The organism is Methylobacterium crusticola (genome assembly GCF_003574465.1).
Taxonomy (GTDB): domain Bacteria; phylum Pseudomonadota; class Alphaproteobacteria; order Rhizobiales; family Beijerinckiaceae; genus Methylobacterium; species Methylobacterium crusticola.
In genome coordinates this window covers 37,630-59,225 of record NZ_QOWC01000009.1, presented here as the reverse complement: position 1 = coordinate 59,225, position 21,596 = coordinate 37,630, and the positions used below count along the sequence as shown (strand labels likewise).

At 72.9% G+C, this 21,596-nt stretch carries 20 protein-coding genes; 10 read left to right on the top strand and 10 right to left on the bottom strand.

All coding sequences use genetic code 11. The features are described 5' to 3' along the window. Positions 1-9: 9 nt before the first annotated feature. The 5 genes from DT057_RS09900 to DT057_RS09880 form a co-directional block, all read right to left on the bottom strand. Entirely contained in the window at positions 10-1,032 is a 1,023-nt protein-coding gene (locus DT057_RS09900) for an ABC transporter ATP-binding protein (RefSeq protein WP_128561928.1), read from the bottom strand. Beyond that, the gene (locus tag DT057_RS09895; protein WP_128561927.1) at positions 1,029-2,012 is read right to left on the bottom strand and encodes an ABC transporter ATP-binding protein; all 984 of its coding nucleotides are present in this window, start codon (positions 2,010-2,012) and stop codon (positions 1,029-1,031) included. Before DT057_RS09895 ends, DT057_RS09900 begins: the two co-directional genes overlap by 4 nt. Positions 2,013-2,038: 26 nt before the next feature. Continuing rightward, the gene (locus DT057_RS09890; RefSeq protein ID WP_128561926.1) at positions 2,039-2,998 is read right to left on the bottom strand and encodes an ABC transporter permease; all 960 of its coding nucleotides are present in this window, start codon (positions 2,996-2,998) and stop codon (positions 2,039-2,041) included. Between the two features lie 23 nt (positions 2,999-3,021). Further along, positions 3,022-4,002, bottom strand: a complete 981-nt coding sequence (locus DT057_RS09885; RefSeq protein ID WP_128561925.1) for an ABC transporter permease — start codon at positions 4,000-4,002, stop codon at positions 3,022-3,024. Positions 4,003-4,129: 127 nt separating this feature from the next. Then, positions 4,130-5,731, bottom strand: coding sequence for an ABC transporter substrate-binding protein (locus DT057_RS09880; RefSeq protein ID WP_308220137.1), 1,602 nt, complete (start codon positions 5,729-5,731; stop codon positions 4,130-4,132). Between the two features lie 361 nt (positions 5,732-6,092). On the opposite strand from DT057_RS09880, the gene DT057_RS09875 reads away from it, so the two are divergent. Then, entirely contained in the window at positions 6,093-7,259 is a 1,167-nt protein-coding gene (locus tag DT057_RS09875) for a M20 aminoacylase family protein (RefSeq protein ID WP_128561923.1), read from the top strand. Positions 7,260-7,410: 151 nt separating this feature from the next. Here DT057_RS09875 and amaB read toward each other — a convergent pair whose 3' ends face one another. Continuing rightward, positions 7,411-8,940, bottom strand: coding sequence for an L-piperidine-6-carboxylate dehydrogenase (amaB, locus tag DT057_RS09870; RefSeq protein WP_128561922.1), 1,530 nt, complete (start codon positions 8,938-8,940; stop codon positions 7,411-7,413). Between the two features lie 106 nt (positions 8,941-9,046). Beyond that, a complete protein-coding gene (locus DT057_RS09865; RefSeq protein ID WP_128561921.1) occupies positions 9,047-10,081 on the bottom strand; it encodes an aspartate-semialdehyde dehydrogenase in 1,035 nt (344 codons plus the stop codon). A gap of 455 nt (positions 10,082-10,536) precedes the next feature. On the opposite strand from DT057_RS09865, the gene DT057_RS09860 reads away from it, so the two are divergent. Together DT057_RS09860 and DT057_RS09855 are read left to right on the top strand one after the other, a co-directional pair. Next, the gene (locus DT057_RS09860) at positions 10,537-11,445 is read left to right on the top strand and encodes a hypothetical protein (protein WP_128561920.1); all 909 of its coding nucleotides are present in this window, start codon (positions 10,537-10,539) and stop codon (positions 11,443-11,445) included. Between the two features lie 101 nt (positions 11,446-11,546). Then, entirely contained in the window at positions 11,547-11,957 is a 411-nt protein-coding gene (locus DT057_RS09855; protein WP_128561919.1) for a hypothetical protein, read from the top strand. A 111-nt stretch (positions 11,958-12,068) separates the two neighbouring features. On the opposite strand, the gene leuB is transcribed toward DT057_RS09855, so the two are convergent. Then, the gene (gene leuB, locus DT057_RS09850; protein WP_128561918.1) at positions 12,069-13,175 is read right to left on the bottom strand and encodes a 3-isopropylmalate dehydrogenase; all 1,107 of its coding nucleotides are present in this window, start codon (positions 13,173-13,175) and stop codon (positions 12,069-12,071) included. 98 nt (positions 13,176-13,273) lie between these two features. Beyond that, complete coding sequence (locus tag DT057_RS09845) at positions 13,274-14,275, bottom strand: polyprenyl synthetase family protein (RefSeq protein ID WP_128561917.1); 1,002 nt, start codon at positions 14,273-14,275, stop codon at positions 13,274-13,276. Positions 14,276-14,482: 207 nt separating this feature from the next. Between DT057_RS09845 and DT057_RS09840 the strand changes: the two genes are divergently transcribed. Both DT057_RS09840 and DT057_RS09835 read left to right on the top strand, forming a co-directional pair. Further along, entirely contained in the window at positions 14,483-15,106 is a 624-nt protein-coding gene (locus DT057_RS09840; RefSeq protein WP_238312772.1) for a biosynthetic peptidoglycan transglycosylase, read from the top strand. A 113-nt stretch (positions 15,107-15,219) separates the two neighbouring features. Then, positions 15,220-15,564, top strand: a complete 345-nt coding sequence (locus DT057_RS09835) for a hypothetical protein (RefSeq protein WP_128561915.1) — start codon at positions 15,220-15,222, stop codon at positions 15,562-15,564. Between the two features lie 141 nt (positions 15,565-15,705). Here the strand turns inward: DT057_RS09835 and DT057_RS09830 are convergent, their stop codons facing one another. Further along, the gene (locus DT057_RS09830; protein WP_128561914.1) at positions 15,706-16,947 is read right to left on the bottom strand and encodes an argininosuccinate synthase; all 1,242 of its coding nucleotides are present in this window, start codon (positions 16,945-16,947) and stop codon (positions 15,706-15,708) included. 184 nt (positions 16,948-17,131) lie between these two features. Between DT057_RS09830 and DT057_RS09825 the strand changes: the two genes are divergently transcribed. The 5 genes from DT057_RS09825 (at position 17,132) to atpA (ending at position 21,596) form a co-directional block, all read left to right on the top strand. Continuing rightward, on the top strand, positions 17,132-17,758 hold the full coding sequence (locus tag DT057_RS09825; protein WP_128561913.1) for a 2-hydroxychromene-2-carboxylate isomerase: 627 nt from the start codon (positions 17,132-17,134) through the stop codon (positions 17,756-17,758). A gap of 153 nt (positions 17,759-17,911) precedes the next feature. Continuing rightward, complete coding sequence (locus tag DT057_RS09820) at positions 17,912-18,334, top strand: cupin domain-containing protein (RefSeq protein WP_128561912.1); 423 nt, start codon at positions 17,912-17,914, stop codon at positions 18,332-18,334. Between the two features lie 149 nt (positions 18,335-18,483). Next, positions 18,484-19,173: a DsbA family protein gene (locus DT057_RS09815; protein ID WP_128561911.1), complete on the top strand. Its 690-nt coding sequence runs from the start codon at positions 18,484-18,486 to the stop codon at positions 19,171-19,173. 255 nt (positions 19,174-19,428) lie between these two features. After that, a complete protein-coding gene (locus DT057_RS09810; protein WP_128561910.1) occupies positions 19,429-20,001 on the top strand; it encodes a F0F1 ATP synthase subunit delta in 573 nt (190 codons plus the stop codon). Between the two features lie 65 nt (positions 20,002-20,066). Then, entirely contained in the window at positions 20,067-21,596 is a 1,530-nt protein-coding gene (atpA, locus tag DT057_RS09805; RefSeq protein ID WP_128561909.1) for a F0F1 ATP synthase subunit alpha, read from the top strand.

The window sequence follows — 21,596 nt, the reverse complement described above, 5'->3', positions numbered from 1 at the left end:
CGTCCCGGCTCACGCCACCGCGTCGGCGGTCCCGGGCGCCAGCCGGCCCTCCTGCACGGCGTGGCACGCGACGCCGTCGCGGAAGGCCGGCACCTCGGCCCGGCAGCGCACGTTCGCGAACGGGCAGCGGGGGTGGAAGGTGCAGCCGGAGGGCGGGTTGATCGGGTTCGGGATCTCCCCCTGCACGGGCACGCGCTGGCGGCCGACATGGGCGAGGTCCGGCACCGCGTCGAGCAGCATGCGGGTGTAGGGGTGCTTCGGCGCCGTGAACAGCGCCCGCCCGGGCCCGACCTCGACGAGGCGGCCGAGATACATCACGCCGATCCGGCTCGCCATGTGGCGCACCACCGCGAGGTTGTGGCTGATGAACAGGTAGGTCAGGCCGAGGCGGTCCTGGAGGTCGCGCATCAGGTTGAGGATCTGCGCCTGCACCGAGACGTCGAGGGCGGAGGTCGGCTCGTCGGCGACCAGGAAGTCCGCCTCGGAGGCGAGCGCCCGCGCGATGGCGATGCGCTGGCGCTGGCCGCCCGAGAAGGCGTGGGGGTAGCGCCGGCCGTCGTCCGGATGCAGGCCCACCAGGGTCAGGAGCTCGCCGATCCGGGCCTGGACCGCGCGCTCGCCCTCGATCAGCCCGAAGGCCCGGATCGGCTCGGCGACGATCCGGTCGACCCGCCAGCGCGGGTTCATCGAGGCGTAGGGGTCCTGGAAGATCATCTGGATGCGCCGGCGCAGGGCCCGGCGCTCCGCCGCCCGGCGCGGATCGGTCATCGAGACGCCCGCGATCGTGACCTCGCCGGCGGAGGGCGCCAGCAGCCCCACCACCATCCGGGCCACCGTCGACTTGCCCGAGCCCGACTCGCCCACGATCGCCAGGGTCTCGCCCCGCGGCATCGTGAACGAGACGTCGTCGACCGCCCGCAGGAACTGGCGCGGCTGGCGCTCGATCACGCGGTTGAGCCAGGGGCGCGAGACGTCGAACAGGCGCCGCAGGTTCCGCACCTCGACGTAGTCGGCCTGATCGGGCGCGGTCATGCGGCGGCCTTTCCGGGCTCGTCGTAGAGGTGGCAGGCGACGCGGTGGGAGCCGACCGCGAGGGGCTCCGGGCGGTCGACCGTGCAGCGCGCGAACGCGCGCGGGCAGCGCGGGTTGAAGGCGCAGCCCGGCGGGATCGCCGAGAGCCGGGGCATGGCGCCGGGGATCTGCGCCAGGCGGTCGGCATCGTGCGCCAGGGTCGGGATCGCGCCCATCAGGCCCTGGGCGTAGGGGTGGAGCGGGTCGCCGACCACGGCGGCGACCGGGCCGATCTCGGCGACGCGGCCGGCATACATCACCGCCACCCGGTCGGCGGCCTCGGCGATCACCCCCATGTCGTGGGTGATCAGCATCACGGCAGTGCCGTGGTCGCGGCCGAGCCGCTTCAGGAGCGTGATGATCTGGGCCTGGACCGAGACGTCGAGGGCCGTGGTCGGCTCGTCGGCGATGATCAGCTCCGGCTCGGCCGCGAGGGCGAGGGCGATCACGACGCGCTGGCGCATGCCCCCCGAGAACTCGTGCGGGAAGCCGTCGATGCGCCGCTCGGGCGCCGGGATGCCGACCTCGGCCAGGAGGTCGACCGCCCGCTGGCGGGCCGCCCTGGCGGAGAGGTCGGTGTGGGTGCGGATGGTCTCCTCGATCTGCCGGCCGACCCGGTAGAGGGGATTGAGGCTCGTCAGCGGGTCCTGGAAGATCATGCCGATGCGGCGGCCCCGCACGCGCCGCATCGCCTCGGGCGGCAGGTCGTCGATGCGCTCGCCCCCGAGGCGGATCTCGCCGCCGGCGATGCGGCCGGGCGGGTCGATGAGCCCGATCACCGCCGAGCCGGTGACGGACTTGCCGGCCCCCGACTCGCCGACGACGCCCAGCACCTCGCCGCGGCCGATGGCGAAGGAGACGCCGTCGATGGCGGTGAGCACGCCGCGGCGGGTGGCGAACTCGACCCGGAGGTCGCGGACCGAGAGGACGGGTTCGGTCATCGGGGCGTCCCCCGTCTGGGTTCGGGTCATTGCAGCTTCGGGTTCAGGGCGTCGCGCAGCCAGTCGCCCAGGAGGTTGATGGCGAGGACGAGGCCGGCGAGGGCGAGGCCCGGGAAGGCGACGATCCACCACTCCCCCGAGAACAGGAAGCGGTTGCCGGTGCGGATGAGCGTGCCGAGGGACGGCATGGTCTCGGGCAGGCCGGTGCCGAGGAACGACAGGGTCGCCTCGGTGATGATCGCGAGGGCGAGGTTGATGGTCGCGATGACGAAGACCGGGCCGGTGACGTTCGGCAGGATGTGGCGGGTGAGGATCACCGGGGCCGAGAGGCCGATGAGCCGGCCGGCCTGGACGTAGTCCTTGTTCTTCTCGACCATCACCGAGCCGCGCACGGTGCGGGCGTACTGGACCCAGAACGAGAGGCCGATGGCGAGGACGATGAGGGCGATCTGGGCGTTGGCGTCCATGTGGCCGCCGAGGGCCGCCTTGGCGACGCCGTCGACGATGAGGGCGATCAGAATCGCCGGGAAGGTGAGCTGCACATCCGCGACCCGCATGATCGCGGTGTCGACCCAGCCCCCCGCGTAGCCGGCCACGAGCCCGAGGCCGATGCCGATGAGCCCCGACACCGCGACGCCGAGGACGCCGACGATCAGCGACAGGCGCATCCCGTAGAACACCGCCGAGAGCACGTCCCGGCCCTGGTCGTCGGTGCCGATCCAGAACGGCGCCTGGCCGTCGCCCGCCCAGATCGGCGGCAGGTTCGCGTTCATCAGCTCGAGCTGGGCCGGGTCGTAGGGGTTCTGCGGCGAGATCCAGGGCGCCAGGAGCGCGAGGGCGAAGAACAGCACGGTCGCCGCGAAGGCCGCCATGGCGAGCCGGGAGCGGCGGAAGCTCGCGAGGAGGTCGGAATCGAGGAAGCGGGCGAGGCGCGAGGGCGGGGGACCGGCCTCGGGCGCCAGCCCGGCGGGGGCGGAGGTGGCCATCGGGGTGGGTGTCGCTCCTGTGATCAGGCCGCGCGCCGCACCGAGAGGCGCAGGCGCGGGTCGACGACGGTGTAGAGCAGGTCGACCACGAGGTTGATCGAGACGAAGATCAGCGCGACGAGCAGCAGGTAGGCGGCCATGATCGGCACGTCGACGTTCTGCACCGCCTGCACGAACAGCAGGCCCATGCCGGGCCACTGGAACACCGTCTCGGTGATGATCGAGAAGGCGATGATCGAGCCGAGCTGCAACCCCGCCACGGTGATCACCGGCACGAGCGTGTTCTTCAGCGCGTGGCCGAAATGGATCGACCGGGTGGTGAGCCCGCGGGCGCGGGCGAAGCGGATGTAGTCGGTGCGCAGCACCTCCAGCATCTCGGCCCGCACCAGCCGCATGATCAGCGTCATCTGGAACAGCCCGAGCGTGATCGAGGGCAGGACGAGGGCGCGCAGGCCCGACGCGGTGAGGAAGCCGGTGGTCCACCAGCCGAGCCGCACCGTGTCGCCGCGGCCGTAGGAGGGCAGCCAGCCGAGGGTGACCGAGAACAGGAAGATCAGCAGGATGCCGATCAGGAAGGTCGGCAGCGAGACGCCCACGAGGGAGACCGCCTGGAGCAGCTTGGCGAGGGCGCCGTCGCGGTGGAGCGCCGAGTACACCCCCATCAGGATGCCCACCACGAGGGCGAACACCGTCGCGCAGAGCGCCAGCTCGAGGGTGGCCGGCATGCGCTCGGCGAGGAGCGTCGAGACCGGCTGGCGGAACTGGTAGGAATTGCCGAACCGGCCCCGCAGCGCGTTGCCGGCGTAGCGGGCGAACTGCACCAGGACCGGGTCGTCGAGCCCGAGGCTCTGCCGGATCTGGAGCCGCTCGGCGTAGGGCGTGTCGGGGGCGACGAGCTGGTTCACCGGGTCGCCGGCGAAGCGGAACATCGCGAAGGCGATCAGCCCGACCGCGAGCAGAACCCCGACGGATTGCAGCACGCGGCGGAGGATGAAGGCGAGCATGGGGGCTTCGTGTCTTTTCTGCTTCGCGTGCGGCCTCCCCGCCGCGGGGAGGCCGTCCGGGGTCGGCCGGTGCGGCGCGGGCGCCCGTCTCCGGGGGCGGGGCCCGCTTCTCTGGTTCCTCGGGGGCTCAGGGCTCCTTGGAGACCCAGAACAGCATCATCTGGTTGTCGGCCCGGGGCACCAGCTTGACCTTCTTCGACACGCCCCAGGCCAGGGCCTGCTGGTGCAGCGGGATGTAGCCCCAGTCGGCCTGGACGACGTCGTAGGCCTGCTTGATCATCAGGTTGCGGGCCTCCTGGTCGGTCTCGCGCTCGATCCTGTCGGCCAGGGCATCCACCTTCGGGTTGCAGTAATTGCCGAGGTTGGTCGTGCCGCGGGGCGAGGCGAGGTCGTTCCGGCAGCCGGTGATCTCGTACAGGATGTTGTGCGAGTCCATCGAGGACGGGGTCCAGCCGAGCAGGTAGAAGGCGGTGTCGTAGGCCGGCTTCAGGATCTTGGCGAAGTACTTCGCCTTGGGCTGGGCCAGGAGCGACACCTTGATGCCGGCGCGGGCGAGCATCGAGGTGATGGCCTGGCAGATCGCCTCGTCGTTGACGTAGCGGTCGTTCGGGCAGTCGAGCGGCACCTCGAAGCCGTTCGGGTAGCCGGCCTCGGCCAGGAGCGCCTTGGCGCGGTTCGGGTCGTAGGCGGGGCGCTTGAACTCGCCCGCCAGCGGGAACAGCGGCGGTGCGATCAGCAGGGAGGCCGCGGCCGCCTGCCCGCGCATCACGCGCTTGACGATCGCGTCCTCGTCGATGGCGCGGTAGAACGCCTCGCGCACCCGCACGTCCTTGAACGGGTTCTTGCCCTTGACGTTCGAGCCCTTGAGCTCGGCGCTCGCCTGGTCCATGCCGAGGTAGATCGTGCGCAGCTCGGGCGCGTTGACCACCACGGCGTTCGGGCTGCCGCTGACGCGGCTCTGGTCCTGGAGCGGGACGGGGTCGACCCAGTCGACCTCGCCCGACAGCAGCGCGGCGACCCGGGTGGCGTCGTTCTGGATCGTCGTGAAGATCGCCTCGTCGATGTTCGACTCGACCTTGCCCCAGTAGCCCGGGAACTTCCTGAACACCGTGCGCACGCCGGGCTGGTGCTCGGTGATGACGAACGGGCCGGTGCCGTTCTCGTGCAGGGCGGCGTAGCTCGGCGTCGAGGCCGAGACCGGGGTCGGCTTCGTGGCGTCGTTCTTCTCGGCCCAGGCCTTCGACATGATGTACCAGCCGCCGAACTGGTACAGGGCGATGGGGTTGGGGTTCTTCAGCACCATGTCGACGGTGTTGGCGTCGACCTTCACGAAGGTGGCGTCGGCCGGGACGTTGGTCTGGAAGTTCGAGCCCGGGGCCCGCACGCGCTCGGCCGAGAAGATCACGTCGTCGGCCGTGAACGGCGTGCCGTCGTGGAACGTGACGTTCTTGCGCAGGTGGAAGCGGTAGCGGGTCGGCTCCGGGGTCTCCCAGGACTCGGCCAGCCCCGGGGCCAGCTTCAGGTCCTTGTCGCGGGTCACGAGCGACTCGTAGACCGCGCCGTGCGCCGCGATGGTGAACGTTTCCTTGAGGGTGTAGGGATCGAGGGACTTCAGGTCGCCCTGGAAGGCGAACCGGAAGGTGTTGGCGGCCGAGGCCGGGGCGGCGCCGAGCGCCGCCGCGACGGCGGAGGCGGCGGCGAGGCTCTTCAGCAGCGAACGGGGCTTCACCAAGGACATCGACGAACGGGCTCCCAGGATACGCGAGCGGCCAGTACAGCATTGTCCCGCGCCGCGTGCACGGCCCGTGACGGAAAAACGCATCGGTTTCAAGACCCTCCGCGGTCGCGGGAGCGACCCGGAGGGAGCGGCCGGCCGGACGCCTTGGACACGACGCGCGCGGGCGTGTCCAGCCTTCCCGGCCCGGCCGCCGTGGCAAGACGCAGGCCACCCGGCGGGCGGGCGCGCCGGGCCATGCGCTGGGCGCCGGGCGCCCGCGGAGGGCGCGGGCAAAGAGTTGACCGGGGCACCGGTCTCCGGCTTGCTTCGCGCCCCATATCCCAGCAGCCCATCGCCACCCCACGAGCCGTCCATGCCCGTCATCAACCGCATCGCCGCCCTCGCCGACGAGATCACCGCCTGGCGCCGGGACTTCCACCAGAATCCCGAGCTGCTGTTCGCGGTCGACCGCACCGCCGGCCTCGTGGCCGAGCGCCTCAGGGCCTTCGGCTGCGACGAGGTGGTGACGGGCCTCGGCCGCACCGGGGTCGTGGGCGTGATCCGCGGCCGCAGCGGCGCCTCGGGCAAGGTCGTGGGCCTGCGCGCCGACATGGACGCGCTGCCCATCCAGGAGGCAACCGACGTGCCCCACCGCTCGACGGTGCCGGGCAAGATGCACGCCTGCGGGCACGACGGGCACACCGCGATGCTGCTCGGGGCCGCCAAGTACCTGGCGGAGACCCGCAACTTCGACGGCACCGCAGTGGTGATCTTCCAGCCCGCCGAGGAGGGCGGCGCCGGCGGCGACGCCATGGTCAAGGACGGGCTCATGGAGCGCTTCGGCATCCAGGAGGTCTACGGGCTGCACAACAAGCCGGGCCTGCCCCTCGGCAGCTTCGCGATCCGGCCGGGCCCGATCATGGCGGCGGCCGACCGCTTCACCATCACGATCGAGGGCCGGGGCGGGCACGCCGCGGCCCCGCACGAGTGCATCGACACCGTGCTGGTGGCCGCCCACGTCGTCACGGCGCTGCAATCGATCGCCGCGCGCAACGTCGATCCCCTCGCCTCCGCGGTGGTCTCCGTCACCACCGTCCGGGCGGGCGACGCCTTCAACGTGATCCCGCAGACGGCGCTCCTCAACGGCACCGTGCGCACCCTCTCGGAGGCGACCCGCGACCTGTGCGAGGCGCGCATGGGGCTCATCGCCCAGAACGTCGCGGCCGCCTTCGGCGCCACGGCCCGGACCGAGTACGGCCGCGGCTACCCGGTCACCGACAACCACCCCGACCAGGCCGCCTTCATGGCCGACGTCGCCGCCGAGGTCGCCGGCGAGGCGGCGGTCGAGCGGGCGGTCAACCCGATGATGGGCGCCGAGGACTTCTCCTACATGCTGGAGAAGCGGCCCGGCGCCTACATCTTCCTCGGCACCGGCGAGGGCGCCGGCCTGCACCACCCGGCCTACGACTTCAACGACGCGGCCACGCCCTACGGCGTCTCGCTCTGGGCCCGGATGATCGAGCGGGCCATGCCGGCGTGAGCCGGGAGGCGGCGGCGCGCACGGGAGCGCGCCGGCCGGGATGCTCGTCGCCTCGCGCGACGAACCCGGCGCGGCCGAGGCCGGCCCTCGATCCGCAGGCATCGCCGGACGCGAGGTCCTGCGACGGGCCGAGCAGCCCGTGGGCGCCGCCTCAGAGGTCGAAGCTCACGCCCTGCGCGAGCGGCAGGGTGCGGCCGTAATTGATCGTGTTGGTGGCCCGGCGCATGTAGGCCTTCCAGGCGTCCGAGCCGGCCTCGCGGCCGCCGCCGGTCTCCTTCTCGCCCCCGAAGGCGCCGCCGATCTCGGCGCCCGAGGGGCCGATGTTGACGTTGGCGATGCCGCAATCGGAGCCCGCCGCCGACAGGAAGGTCTCGGCCTCGCCGAGATCCCGGGTGAAGATCGACGAGGAGAGGCCGGCCGCCACGGCGTTCTGGGCCGCCACCGCCTCCTCGAGCGTGCGGTAGCGCGTCACGTACAGGATCGGCGCGAAGGTCTCGCGGCGCATGGGGCCGGCCTGCTCGGGCATCTCGGCCAGGGCCGGCCGGACGTAGGCGGCGGCCTCGCCGCGGATGTCGCGCAGGCGCTCGCCGCCGTGGACGGTGCCGCCGATCGCCCGCGCCTCGTCGAGGGCCCGGGCCATGCCGTCGGCCGCGGCCGTGTCGATCAGCGGCCCGACGAGCGTCGCGGGGTCGCGCGGGTCGCCGATGCGCACCGTGCCGTAGGCCGCCTTCAGGCGCGGCACCAGGACGTCGTAGACGCTCTCGTGCACGAAGAGCCGGCGCAGGGTGGTGCAGCGCTGCCCGGCCGTGCCCATCGCCGAGAAGGCGATGGCCCGCAGCGCCAGGTCGAGGTCGGCGGAGGGCGCCACGATCGCCGCGTTGTTGCCGCCGAGCTCGAGGATCGTCCGGGCGAAGCGCTGGGCGAGCCGCGGCGCCACCTGCCGGCCCATGGCGGTCGAGCCCGTGGCCGAGACCAGGGCCACGCGCTCGTCCTCGACGAGGCGCTCGCCGAGCGCCCGCCCGCCGATCAGGACCTGGAGCAGGCCGGCGGGCGCGTCGGCGCCGAAGCGCGCGAGGGCCCGGCCGGCGAGCGCCTGCACGGCGAGGGCCGTGAGGGGCGTCTTCTCCGACGGCTTCCAGATCACGGGGTCGCCGCACACGAGGGCGAGGGCCGCGTTCCACGACCAGACCGCCACCGGGAAGTTGAAGGCCGTGATCACCCCGCAGATTCCGAGGGGGTGCCAGACCTCCATCATCCGGTGGTCGGGCCGCTCGGTCGCGATGGTGAGGCCGTGGAGCTGGCGCGAGAGGCCGACCGCGAAGTCGCAGATGTCGATCATCTCCTGCACCTCGCCGAGGCCCTCGGACAGGATCTTGCCCGCCTCCAGGGTGACGAGGCGCCCGAGGTCGTCCTTGGCGGCGCGCAGTTCCTCGCCGAGGAGGCGGACGAGCTCGCCCCGTCGCGGCCCCGGCACCCGGCGCCATGCGAGGAACGCCTCCGCGGCCCGGCCGACGGCCGCCTCGGCCTCCGCCCGGGTGGTCTCGCGCAGGCCCGCCACGACGCCGCCGTCGATGGGCGAGCGGGCCGGCATGCCGTCCTCCGAGAAGACGGTGTCCGGAACGCCGAGCCGCTCCAGCACGGCGAGCGCGTCGTCGCGCACGGACAGGACGGTCGGGGCCATCGCGAGAATCTCCTGGGGGTCGGGCGGCCCCGCGCGAGGGTCTCGCGGGAGCGGGCGGCGGGCCGGGGCGAGGGCGCCCGGCCCGGGAACGCGGGAGGGCTCGCCCTCAGGCCGCCTTCCGCTTCGGGCTGATCAGCTTGCGGTTGATCAGGACCTCGGCGATCTGCACGGTGTTGAGGGCCGCGCCCTTGCGCAGGTTGTCCGAGACGCACCAGAACGACAGGCCGTTCTCGACCGTGATGTCCTCGCGGATGCGCGAGACGTAGGTCGCGTCCTCCCCGGCCGCCTCGTGGGGGGTGATGTAGCCGCCCGGCTCGCGCTTGTCGTCCACCAGCACGCCGGGCGCCGAGCGCAGGATCTGCGTCGCCTCCTTGGCCGAGAGCGGGCGCTCGAACTCGACGTTCACCGCCTCCGAGTGGCCGATGAACACCGGCACGCGCACGCAGGTCGCCGTCAGCTTGATCTTGGGGTCGAGCATCTTCTTCGTCTCGGCCACCATCTTCCACTCTTCCTTGGTGGAGCCGTCCTCCATGAAGACGTCGATGTGCGGGATGACGTTGAAGGCGATGCGCTTGGTGAACTTCTGCACCCGGACCTCGCCGGCCGTGAACACCGCCCGGGTCTGGTTGAACAGCTCGTCCATCCCCTCCTTGCCGGCGCCGGAGACGGACTGGTAGGTCGCCACCACAACCCGCCTGATCGTGGCGGCGTCGTGGAGCGGCTTCAGGGCCACCACGAGCTGGGCGGTGGAGCAGTTCGGGTTGGCGATGATGTTCTTCCGGGAGAAGCCCACGACCGCGTCGGCGTTCACCTCGGGCACGATCAGCGGCACGTCCAAATCGTACCGGAAGGCCGACGAGTTATCGATGACGACGCAGCCCTGGGCGCCGATGCGGGGCGACCATTCCTTCGAGGTCTCGCCGCCCGCCGACATCAGGCACAGGTCGGTGTCGGAGAAGTCGTACTGGTCCAGGGCCTGGACCTTCAGGGTCCGGTCGCCGAAGGAGACCTCCTGGCCGAGGCTGCGGCGGGAGGCGAGCGCCACCACGGTGTCGGCCGGGAAGGCGCGCTCGGCCAGGATGTCGAGCATCTCGCGGCCTACATTGCCGGTGGCTCCGACGACGGCAACCTTGTAACCCATCTGTCCTGCTCCAGTTCGGATCGTGCTCCTCCCCGGAGATCGTCAGGCGGGCTCGACGCGGAGCCCGGCCTCCGTCCGCCGCGGACGGGGAGGGGATCCGAGGACGACGCGAGGCTGTCAGCCGGCGGTGAACGCCGTCAGGGCTTTGCGTTTCGTCGTGGTCGACGCAGGCCGCATGGCGCGGTCAGTCCTCGGGATGGCATCCACCAGATGGGATGCGCGAGCCTCGCCAGCAACAGCGCGCCGCACGCGATCTGTCAAGGGGCCGGAGCGCCGGGCCGGCGACAGATTCGCGGCCGCGTCACGCCCGCCCCGGCCCGGCTTAACGCCTCCTCCACCATGATCCCGGGAAGCCGGGGAGAACGCGGGCGCCGCGAACGGAATCGCGAAAATTCGATGCGATTCCGGTCCCGTCGCGGCCGTGCCGGGCCGCCGTGACGGACGGGAGACGAGCCGTGACGCTCAGGCCTGACTTTGACGACGCGGCCCTCACGCGGGCCGGACGGCGCCTCGCCCGGGACCTCGGCCCGGCCGGGCCGCGCCCGCTGCCCCTGGCGCCGCCGCGCCGGCGCGGCCGCTCCCTGCGGCGCACCCTGGCGGCGGCGGGCGCGGTCGCGCTCCTGAGCGTGCTCGCGAGCGAGCGGCGCCTCGCCGATCCGGCGCCCGCCCGGGGCGCCTTCGTGCCGCGCTACTCGGCCGGCTCCGTCGCGCCCCCCGCCTGGACCGAGGTCGCGGCCGACCGCTACCGCCTGGCCGGCGCCGATGCCGGCGCCGGTGCCGACGCGGTCGCGTCGGCGCGCACGCAGGCGGGACTGCGCGAGGATATCCTCACCGCCGGCACGTTCGACGTCGTCGAGGCCCCGTTCCTGCGCCTCGTCGCCACCGAGGCGGCGGGGACGGACGGGGAGGGGAGCCTGTTCGTCGTCCTGGCCCGCCGCGCCGCGGACGCGGGCGGCCTCGCGGTCGTTCGGACGAGCGAGCGCGGGCAGGTGGAGAGCCGCCTGGGCGCCGTCGAGACCATCGATGCCGTCCTGGGCGGGACCGGGGGCACCCGCGCCTGCACGGCGTTCCGGGTCGCCGGCGCGCCGGTCCGGATCGACGGCTGGCTCTGCGCGCCGCTCGGGCAACTCCCCGAGCCGCGGGCGGTGGCCTGCGCGGTCGACCGCCTGAGCGCCCTGCCGGGCGCGGTCCTGCCCGGGGCCGCGACCGCCCTGACGGCGCGGCCCGCGCGGGCGGCCTGCCTGCCCGAGGAGCCGGCCACGACCGCGGCGGTCCCGGCCGCGGCGGCGGGCAAGGCGGCGCCGGCCGGGCGGATCCGGAAGAATGCGGCGAGAGTGCGGCGCTCGCGAGAAGCTTCGCCGTGAATCGGAACCTCGGCCGCACTTGCACGTCTTCCATACGAGAGGCGCCGCCGTTTCCTTAAGAAACCCGGCGCTACCCTGGCGAAGTTCACCAAAGGTGCGTCATGCGCGTCCACACTCTCGCCCTGACCGGGCTTCTCTCCCTCGCGGCCTTCGGTGCCGGCACGGCCGCCTCGCAGGCGCAGGACGGCTACGTCATCCGCAGCTACCGCGGCGGCGACGGCCTGGCGATCCGGGTCCGCCCGCGCAGCTGGCTCGACGCCGGCAACGTGGTGGAGGCGAATGCCGGCTCGGTGAGCAACCCCGCCACCAACCCGCACTTCATCACGGCCTCGTACCTGAACTCGCCGCCCTACATCAGCCAGCGCGAGCGCTGGGGCGGCGCCGGGATCCTGCCCGACCCGATCACCAACGGCCCGTTCATCGGCGCGCGGCGCTCGTCCGTCACGGTCGACCTGTCGGCGGTCGACTACCTCGACCCGACCTCGCCGCTCTCCCGCGCCCGCGGCTACTGAGGGCCGCGAAGCGGACCGGCCCGGGGACGATGCGGCACGGCGCGGGCCCCGGGAGGGGCCCGTTTCCGCGTCCGGCGGGCGCCGCATTGTGCCCGGCGCCCGCCCGCGGCCTCACCGCGCCGGGGCGTCGAGCTCCCGCAGGATGGCCTCGCCCATCTCGGCCGTGCCGACGGCGTTGACCCCCGGGCCCGCGATGTCGCGCGTGCGCGTGCCCGCCGCGAGCGTCCGGGTGATCGCCCCCTCGAGGAGGTCGGCCGCCTCGACGAGCCCGAAGGAGTAGCGCAGCGCCATGGCGAGCGAACCGATCATCGCGATCGGGTTGGCGAGGTTCTGGCCCGCGATGTCCGGGGCCGAGCCGTGGACCGGCTCGTAGAGGGCGCGGCGCGTCCCGTTCTCGACCGCCCCGAGGGAGGCCGAGGGCAGCATCCCGAGGGAGCCGGTGAGCATCGCGGCCACGTCCGACAGGATGTCGCCGAAGAGGTTGTCGGTCACCAGCACGTCGTACTGCTTGGGATTGCGCACGAGCTGCATGGCGCAGTTGTCGGCGAGGACGTGCTCCAGCCCGACATCCGGGAACTGCTCGGCGTGGACGCGGGTGACCACCTCTTTCCAGAGCACGCCCGACTTCATCACGTTGTGCTTCTCGGCCGAGGCGACCCGGTTGCGGCGCTTGCGGGCGAGGTCGAAGGCCACCGCCGCGATGCGCTCGATCTCCCCCGAGGTGTAGACCTGGGTGTCGACGGCGCGCTTCTGGCCGTCCTCGAGGGTCACGATCTCCTTCGGCTCGCCGAAATACACGCCCCCGGTCAGCTCGCGGACGATGACGATATCGAGCCCCTCGACCAGCTCGCGCTTGAGCGCCGAGGCGTCGGCGAGCGCCGGGTAGCAGATCGCCGGCCTGAGGTTGGCGAACAGGCCGAGGTCCTTGCGCAGGCGCAGGAGGCCCGCCTCGGGGCGCCGGGCGTAGGGCACGCCCGCCCATTTCGGCCCGCCGACGGCGCCGAACAGCACCGCGTCGGCGGCCTTGGCGCGCCCGAGGGCGTCCTCGCTCAAGGGCACGCCGTGGGCGTCGAGGGCCGCGCCGCCGACGAGGTCGGTCTCGGTCTCGAAGGCGGCGACGCCCGCGCGGGTGAGCCAGCCGAGGACCTTCGACACCTCGCGCATCACCTCGGGGCCGATGCCGTCGCCCGGCAGGAGCAGGATCTTGTGAGTCGCCATGGGGATCTCGGTGCGGGTTTGCGGGAGGGCGGGGCCCGGAACCCGGGCTCCCGGGAGCGCCGGGTCTCGCGCCCAGGTCTTGCGCTCAGGTCTTGCGCTCAGGTCTTGCGCGCCACCGTGAAGCGGGCCGCCTCGCGCAGGGTGGCGGCGGCCTCGCCCCAGGGCGCCAGCGCCGCCTCGCACACGCCGACCAGGCGCTCGCACTCGGCCCGCGCCCCGTCGAGGCCGAGGCGGTCGACCAGGGTCGCCTTGCCGGCGTCCTTGTCCTTGCCGGTGCGCTTGCCCATGGCCTCCGAGGAGGCCTCGCGGTCCAGGATGTCGTCGGCCACCTGGAAGGCCTGGCCGAGCGCGCGCCCGTAGGCCAGGAGCGCGGCGCGCTCCTGCGGGGCGGCGCCGCCCACCAGCGCCCCGGCATCGACCGAGAAGGCCAGGATCGCGCCGGTCTTCATGGCCTGGAGCTGGAGCGTCGCCTCGACGTCGAGGCTCGCCGGGCCGAAGCGCCCCTCCGCGCCGAGGTCGAGGAGCTGCCCGCCCACCATGCCGCCGAGGCCCGAGGCCCGGGCGAGCCCGAGCACCAGCTCGGCCCGGATCCCCGGATCGGGCTGCCAGGCCGGGTCGGCCAGGATCTCGAAGGCGAGGGTCTGGAGGGCGTCGCCGACCAGGATCGCGGTCGCCTCGTCGTAGGCCTTGTGCACCGTGGGCTTGCCCCGGCGCAGGTCGTCGTCGTCCATGGCCGGGAGGTCGTCGTGGACGAGGGAGTAGCAGTGGACGAGCTCGACGCCGGCCCCCGCCGCGAGCGCCCCCGGATAGGCCCCGCCGAGCATGCGGGCGGTCTCGATGGCGAGGAAGGGCCGCAGGCGCTTGCCGCCCCCCAGCACGGCGTGGCGCATCGCCTGCATCAGCCGGGGCGGCCGGGCGATCTCGCCGTCCTGCGCGGCGTCGCCGAGGCGCTCGGCGAGGTAGGCCTCGACGGCGTCGGCGACCGCCGTGAGGCGCGCCGTGAAATCGCCGCCGTCGGGGTAGCCGATGGTGCCCGGAGTCCCGAGATTATCCTGGGGACGGCCCGGCTTCGTGGCCTGCTGAGCCCGCGTTGACTGCATTGTGGAGGCCTCGGTCGAGGAGGTGCCGCTGGCATCAGGGCACGGCATGAGGAGGGACGGATTCAGGAGCCGCGCGCCACGGCGGACCGCGACGGGGGCTCGGGCGGCGGCCGGTCGCAGCCGCTCTCCGGGCTCGTGCCGTTGGGCGCGCCGCCCGACCGCACCCGCTGGCGCCGCGTGATTCGCGCCGTCCTGCTGCTGCCCGTCATGGCGGTCGCCCTCGTGCTGGCCCTGGCGCTCGTCTATCGCGCGGTGACCCCGCCCTCAACCCTGATGCTCGGCCGTTGGGCGACGCTCCGGCCGGTTGCGCGCGAGGTCGTGCCCCTGGCGGGCGTCGCGCCGGCCCTGGTGCAGGGCGTGATCGCCTCGGAGGACCAGCGCTACTGCCTGCACGACGGCGTCGACTGGGACGCGCTCTGGAGCGTGGTCGACGACGAGGACGGCCCGAGCCGCGGCGCCTCGACGGTGACGATGCAGACGGTCAAGAACGTCTTCCTGTGGCCGGGCCGCTCCTACGTCCGCAAGGCCCTGGAGATCCCCCTCGCCCTGATGGCCGACCTCGTCTGGGGCAAGCGCCGCACCCTCGAGATCTACCTCAACGTGGCGGAGTGGGGCGAGGGCGTCTTCGGGGCCGAGGCCGCGGCCCGGCACTGGTTCGGCAAGGGGGCCCGCGACCTCACGCGGGGCGAGGCCGCGCTCCTCGTCGCGGCGCTGCCGAACCCGATCACCCGCAACCCGCGCACCCCCTCCCGCGGCCTGCGGGCGCTGGCGGGGCGGATCCAGGGCCGCATGGCCGGCCTCGGCGGGCTCTCTACCTGCGTGCGCTCCTGACGGCCGGGCGGGTTTCCGCCGCGCGGGCGGGAACGAGGGTGGCGTGCCGGCCTTTCACCCCCTAACACAGCGGCGCCCGCCTCGAGCGGTGCGGCGGCCTCAAGGGAAGCATGATGTTCACTCTCGATATCGACGGCACCCCCGTCGCCATCATCCGGTCGACCGAGGCGCGGGCCCGGGAGCTTCTCGACGTCGAGGGCTTCAAGGACGACCTGCGGACCATGACCAGCGACGGCCGCCCGCTCTGGTCGGGCCGGGCCGAGGCGCTGACGCTGCGTCCCTCGACCGAGGAGGAGACCGAGACGTTCGAGGACGCCATGGACGAGGACGAGTTCGACGACGAGCCGGCCGCCGACCCGGCGAAGGGCGATTCCCGGGACGCGAGCGAGGACGAGGAGGACGACGTCGACATCCTGTTCCTGGTCGACATCGACGACGACGAGGAGGACGCGGGCTGAGTCGGGGACCCCGCGGGGTCCCGTCCGGCCCGGAATCCCCGCTCCGGGCGGTCCGGCGCCGCGGCCGGACGATCGCGAGACGACCCGGGCCCGGCCCGCGGGCGCCGGCGCCCTCGCCGGGTCCCGTGAAGCCGGCCGTCGTCAGCCCCCGAGCCGGCGCTTGCGCTGCCCGAGCGTGCGCAGGCGCAGGGCGTTGAGCTTGATGAAGCCTGCCGCGTCGCGGTGGTCGTAGGCGACCGCGCCCTCCTCGAAGGTGACGAGGTCCTGGTCGTAGAGCGAGTGCGGGCTCTCGCGGCCGATGACGTGGACGCCGCCCTTGTAGAGCTTCAGCCGCACCGTGCCGGTCACGTGCTCCTGGCTCCTGTCGATCAGGGCCTGGAGCATCTCGCGCTCGGGGCTGAACCAGAAGCCGTTGTAGATCAGCTCGGCGTAGCGCGGCATCAGCTCGTCCTTGAGGTGGGCCGCGCCGCGGTCGAGGGTGATCGACTCGATCGCCCGGTGGGCCGGCAGCAGGATGGTGCCGCCCGGGGTCTCGTACATGCCGCGGCTCTTCATGCCGACGAAGCGGTTCTCGACGAGGTCGAGGCGGCCGATGCCGTTCGCCCGCCCGAGCTCGTTCAGCGCCGCCAGCAGGGTCGCGGGCGAGAGGCGCTCCCCGTCGATCGAGACCGCGTCGCCGCGCTCGAAGCCGACCGTGATCACGGTCGGCGTGTCGGGCGCCTCCTCGGGCGAGAGGGTGCGGGAATAGACGTAGTCCGGCACCTCGTCGGCCGGGTTCTCCAGCACCTTGCCCTCGGAGGAGGCGTGCAGGAGGTTGGCGTCGACCGAGAACGGGCTCTCGCCGCGCTTGTCCTTGGCGATCGGGATCTGGTGGGCCTCCGCGAAGGCGAGCAGGGCCTCGCGGGAGCGGAAATCCCACTCCCGCCAGGGCGCGATCACGGTGACGTCGGGCTTGAGCGCGTAGTAGCCGAGCTCGAACCGGACCTGGTCGTTGCCCTTGCCGGTGGCGCCGTGCGAGACCGCGTCCGCCCCGACCCGCTCGGCGATCTCGATCTGCTTCTTGGCGATCAGCGGCCGGGCGATGGAGGTGCCGAGGAGGTAGACGCCCTCGTACTGGGCGTTGGCCCGGAACATCGGGAAGACGTAGTCGCGGACGAACTCCTCCCGCAGGTCCTCGATGAAGATGTTCTCCGGCTTGATGCCGAGCAGCTCCGCCTTGCGGCGGGCCGGCTCGAGCTCCTCGCCCTGGCCGAGATCGGCCGTGAAGGTCACCACCTCGCAGCCGTAGGTGGTCTGGAGCCACTTCAGGATGATGGAGGTGTCGAGGCCGCCCGAATAGGCGAGGACGACCTTCTGCGGGCGCTTCGGGGTCTGGTCGGGCATGGCGGGCGGCGTCTCGGGCGGGAGGGCGGCGGGGGAGCCGGCGGCTTACCAGCCGAGCCCGCCCGGGTGCAACCGCGATGCCGGTTCGGGCGTAGGACTCCGTGGCGATGAGACGCCCAAGGCCAGGCTTGTGGCGGCCCGCCCGCGGGGTGATGCTGGCCGCATGGTGAACGGAGTGTGATGCATGGCGCGCCCGCCGACACTCGAATTCTGGTTCGAGTTCGCGTCGACCTACTCGTATCTCTCCGCCGCGCGGATCGAGGCCCTGGCCGGGGAGGCGGGCGTGTCGCTCCGCTGGCGCCCCTTCCTGCTCGGCCCGATCTTCGCCGCCCACGGCTGGACCTCCTCGCCGTTCAACCTCTTCCCGGCCAAGGGCCGCAACATGTGGCGGGACCTCGCCCGCGAGGCGGCGCGCCTCGGGCTGCCGCCGGTGCGCCAGCCGCCGTCCTTCCCGCAGAACAGCCTCACGGCGACCCGGGTCGCGGCCTACGGCGCTGAGCAGCCCTGGATCGGGCACTTCGTGCGCGCCGTCTACGAGGCCGAGTTCGCCCGCGGCCAGTCGATCGCCGAGCCCGCGAGCGTCGCGGCGCTCCTCGACGGCCTCGACCTCGACGGGCACGCCCTCGTCAAGCTCGCGGCCTCCGAGCCGCACAAGAGCCGCCTGCGGGTGGTCGGCGAGGAGGCGAAGTCCCGCGGCATCTTCGGGGCCCCGACCTTCCTGACCGAGGACGGCGAGCTGTTCTGGGGCAACGACCGCCTGGAGCAGGCGCTGGCCTGGGCCCTGGGGGAGCGGCCCGCGGGGGTGCGCTGACCGAGCGCTGACGCCGATCTCGCGTGCGCCACCTCGCAAGGGTCGCGCGCCCGGCCTTTTCAAGGTCGCGCGCCCGGCCTTGACGGGGTGCGGGAGCGGACGGACCTTGGCGCGGGGCCGGCGCGAGAGACCGGCCCGCCCGGGAGGTTCATCATGCTGACACGCCGCGGATTCGCGCGCTTCGCCACCTGCGCGCTCTGCGCGACGACGGGCTTCCTGGCGACCGACGCCTCGGCGCAGACGCCGCCCGCCGCGTCCCCGGGCCTCAGGCGCAAGGTCCTGTCGCAGGTGGACGGGCCGATGCCGGGCTACGTCACGATCATCGCCGAGGTCGAGATCGACGCGGGCGTCCTCGTCGGGCGCCACACCCATCCGGGCATCGAGTCCGGCTACGTCCTCGAGGGCGAGATCGAGCTGCCGATCGAGGGGCAGGCGACCCGGGTCTACAAGGCGGGCGACGGCTTCCAGGTCCTGCCGAACACGCCGCATGCCGGCGCCAGGAACGGCGGCCGGACCGTGCGGCTCACCAGCACCTACGTGGTCGAGAAGGACAAGCCCCTGGCCTCGCCCGCGTGACGGGCCGGGGGACCGCCCAGGAGCGTGCGGCCCTGGAGCGTCGGGATCTGGAGCCTCCGGCCCTGGAGCCTCCGGCCCGGCGGCCTTCATCCGGCCCAAATGGCCGAGCTAGAACGGGACCGGTCCCCGCGTTCCCCCCGAGTCCGCCCATGCGCCTCTCCCGCCGCTCCGTCCTCGCCGCCGCCCTGGCGCTCCTCCCCGCCGGCGCGCGGGCGCAGTCCGAGGGGCAGTGGCACCCGCTCACGGGCGACGACGGCAGGCCCGTCCCCAACACCCGCCTGCCGGGCGAGCTCGCCTCCGAGATCGGCGGCCTGCGCGGCGTGACCTGGATCGGGTCCCGCGACGCGGCCGTGACCCTGTACGAGTTCTTCGACTACAACTGCCCCTGGTGCCGGGCGGCGGCGCGCGACCTCGCCGCGCTGACCCGCGCCGCGCCCGACCTCCGGGTCGGCCTCGTCAACAATCCGATCCTGTCGCCGGCCTCGGCGCAGGCCGCCAAGGTGGCGCTGGCGGTGCAGCGCGGCGGCGGCTCGGGGGCCGCCCACGCCCTCTACGCCGCCCTCCTCGGGGGTGCCACCAGCCGCATCGACGGCGCCCGCGCCCTCGACGCCGCCCGGGCCCTCGGCCACGACCGGGCCGCCCTCGCGCAGGCGGCCGAGTCGGACGAGGTCCGCGAGGCGCTGCAGGCCCAGATGCGGCTCGCCGCCGACCTCGGCCTCGCCGCCACGCCCTCCTACGTGGTCGGCACCGCGGCGCTCCTCGGCTACCCGGGCCCCAGGAGCCTCGCGCGGGTCCTGGAATCGGTCGCCGCCTGCGACGCGATCGCCTGCCAGGGCTGAGGACGATCCTCGCCTCACGCCCGCCACCGTTCGCGCGCAGACTGATTAACCCCTCGGCCCGCCTGTACGATTGGGGCGGAGCCCGGTCGCCTTGCGCCCCCCGTGAACCCATGCTAGGCCGGCGCCGCGCCGGGGGAGGGGGCTCCTTCTCGTGCCGGTGCCATCCCATCATCGACGGGCCGCGCGCCGCCGCCACTCCTGAGACCGGCGTGTTGCGGCCGGACCCGTCGGGCCAGGACATGAGAGAGAGCGCTGGTGGCTCAGAACGCATCGGAATCGGGTTCTCCCCTGGCGGGCGTCGCCGGGCGGTACGCCTCGGCGTTGTTCGAGCTCGCCCGCGAGGAGCGCAGCGTCGATGCGGTCGCCGAGGGGCTCGAGCGGTTCGATGCCCTGCTCTCCGAGAGCGCCGACCTGCGGCGCCTCGTGCGCAGCCCGGCCTTCTCGGCCGGGGACCAGGTCAAGGCGATCGAGGCCGTGCTGGCGTCGGCGGAGATCGGCGGCCTCGCCGGCAACTTCATCCGCCTGTCGGCCGCCAACCGCCGCCTCTTCGCCCTGCCCGAGATGATCCGCGGCTTCCGGACCCTGGTGCGGGAGTCGAAGGGCATCGTGCGGGCCGAGGTGCGCCTGGCCGAGCAGCCCTCCGACGCGGTGCTCCAGGACATCAAGGCGTCCCTGCGCGACGTCGCCCGCTCCGAGATCGACCTCGACCTGCGCATCGACCCGAGCCTGATCGGCGGCATCGTCGTCAAGCTCGGCAGCCGCATGGTCGACGCCTCCCTGCGCACGAAGCTCAACAGCATCCGCCTCGCGATGCGGGACGCCCGCTAGGGCGCCGCCCGGCACCGCGCCGACGAACCCGACAGACAGCTCTGAGAACGAGGGAAGGTCCCAAGATGGACATCCGTGCCGCCGAGATCTCCGCCATCCTGAAGGAGCAGATCAAGAACTTCGGCCAGGAGGCCGAGGTCACCGAGGTCGGGCAGGTCCTGTCGGTCGGCGACGGCATCGCGCGCGTCTACGGCCTCGACAACGTCCAGGCCGGCGAGATGGTCGAGTTCGAGTCGGGCGTGCGCGGCATGGCCCTGAACCTCGAGCAGGACAACGTCGGCATCGTGGTGTTCGGCGCCGACCGCGAGATCAAGGAAGGCCAGACCGTCAAGCGCACCGGCGCCATCGTGGACGTGCCGGTCGGCCGCGGCCTCCTCGGCCGCGTCGTCGACGCCCTCGGCAACCCGATCGACGGCAAGGGCCCGATCGCCTCCGAGGAGCGCCGCCGCGTCGACGTGAAGGCGCCCGGCATCATCCCGCGCAAGTCCGTGCACGAGCCGATGGCGACCGGCCTCAAGGCGATCGACGCCCTGATCCCGATCGGCCGCGGCCAGCGCGAGCTCGTCATCGGCGACCGCCAGACCGGCAAGACCGCGGTCGCCCTCGACACCATCCTGAACCAGAAGCCGGCCCACCAGGGCACTGACGAGAAGGCGAAGCTCTACTGCGTCTACGTCGCGGTCGGCCAGAAGCGTTCGACCGTGGCGCAGTTCGTGAAGGTGCTCGAGGACAACGGCGCGATGGAGTACTCCATCGTCATCGCGGCCACCGCCTCGGACGCCGCCCCGATGCAGTTCCTGGCGCCCTTCGCCGGTTGCGCCATGGGCGAGTATTTCCGCGACAACGGCATGCACGCCGTGATCGTGTACGACGACCTCTCGAAGCAGGCCGTCGCCTACCGCCAGATGTCGCTGCTGCTGCGCCGCCCGCCGGGCCGCGAAGCCTACCCGGGCGACGTGTTCTACCTGCATTCCCGCCTGCTCGAGCGCGCCGCCAAGATGGGCGACCCGGCCGGGGGCGGCTCGCTCACGGCGCTGCCGATCATCGAGACCCAGGCCAACGACGTCTCGGCCTACATCCCCACCAACGTGATCTCGATCACCGACGGGCAGATCTTCCTCGAGACCGACCTGTTCTACCAGGGCGTGCGCCCGGCCGTGAACGTCGGCCTCTCGGTCTCCCGCGTCGGCTCGGCCGCCCAGACCAAGGCAATGAAGTCGGTGGCCGGCAAGATCAAGGGCGAGCTCGCGCAGTACCGCGAGATGGCGGCCTTCGCGCAGTTCGGCTCGGACCTCGACGCCTCGACCCAGAAGCTCCTGAACCGCGGCGCGCGCCTGACCGAGCTCCTGAAGCAGCCGCAATTCTCGCCGCTGAAGATGGAGGAGCAGGTCGCGGTGATCTACGCCGGCGTGAACGGCTACCTCGACCCGATCCCGGTCAGCCGGGTGCGGGCCTTCGAGGACGGGCTGCTCTCGCTCCTGCGCTCCAAGCACGTCGACCTCCTGGACACGATCCGGTCCTCGAAGGAGCTGTCGGCGGAATCCGGCGCCAAGCTCAAGGGCGTGGTGGAATCCTTCGCCAAGTCCTTCCAGTAA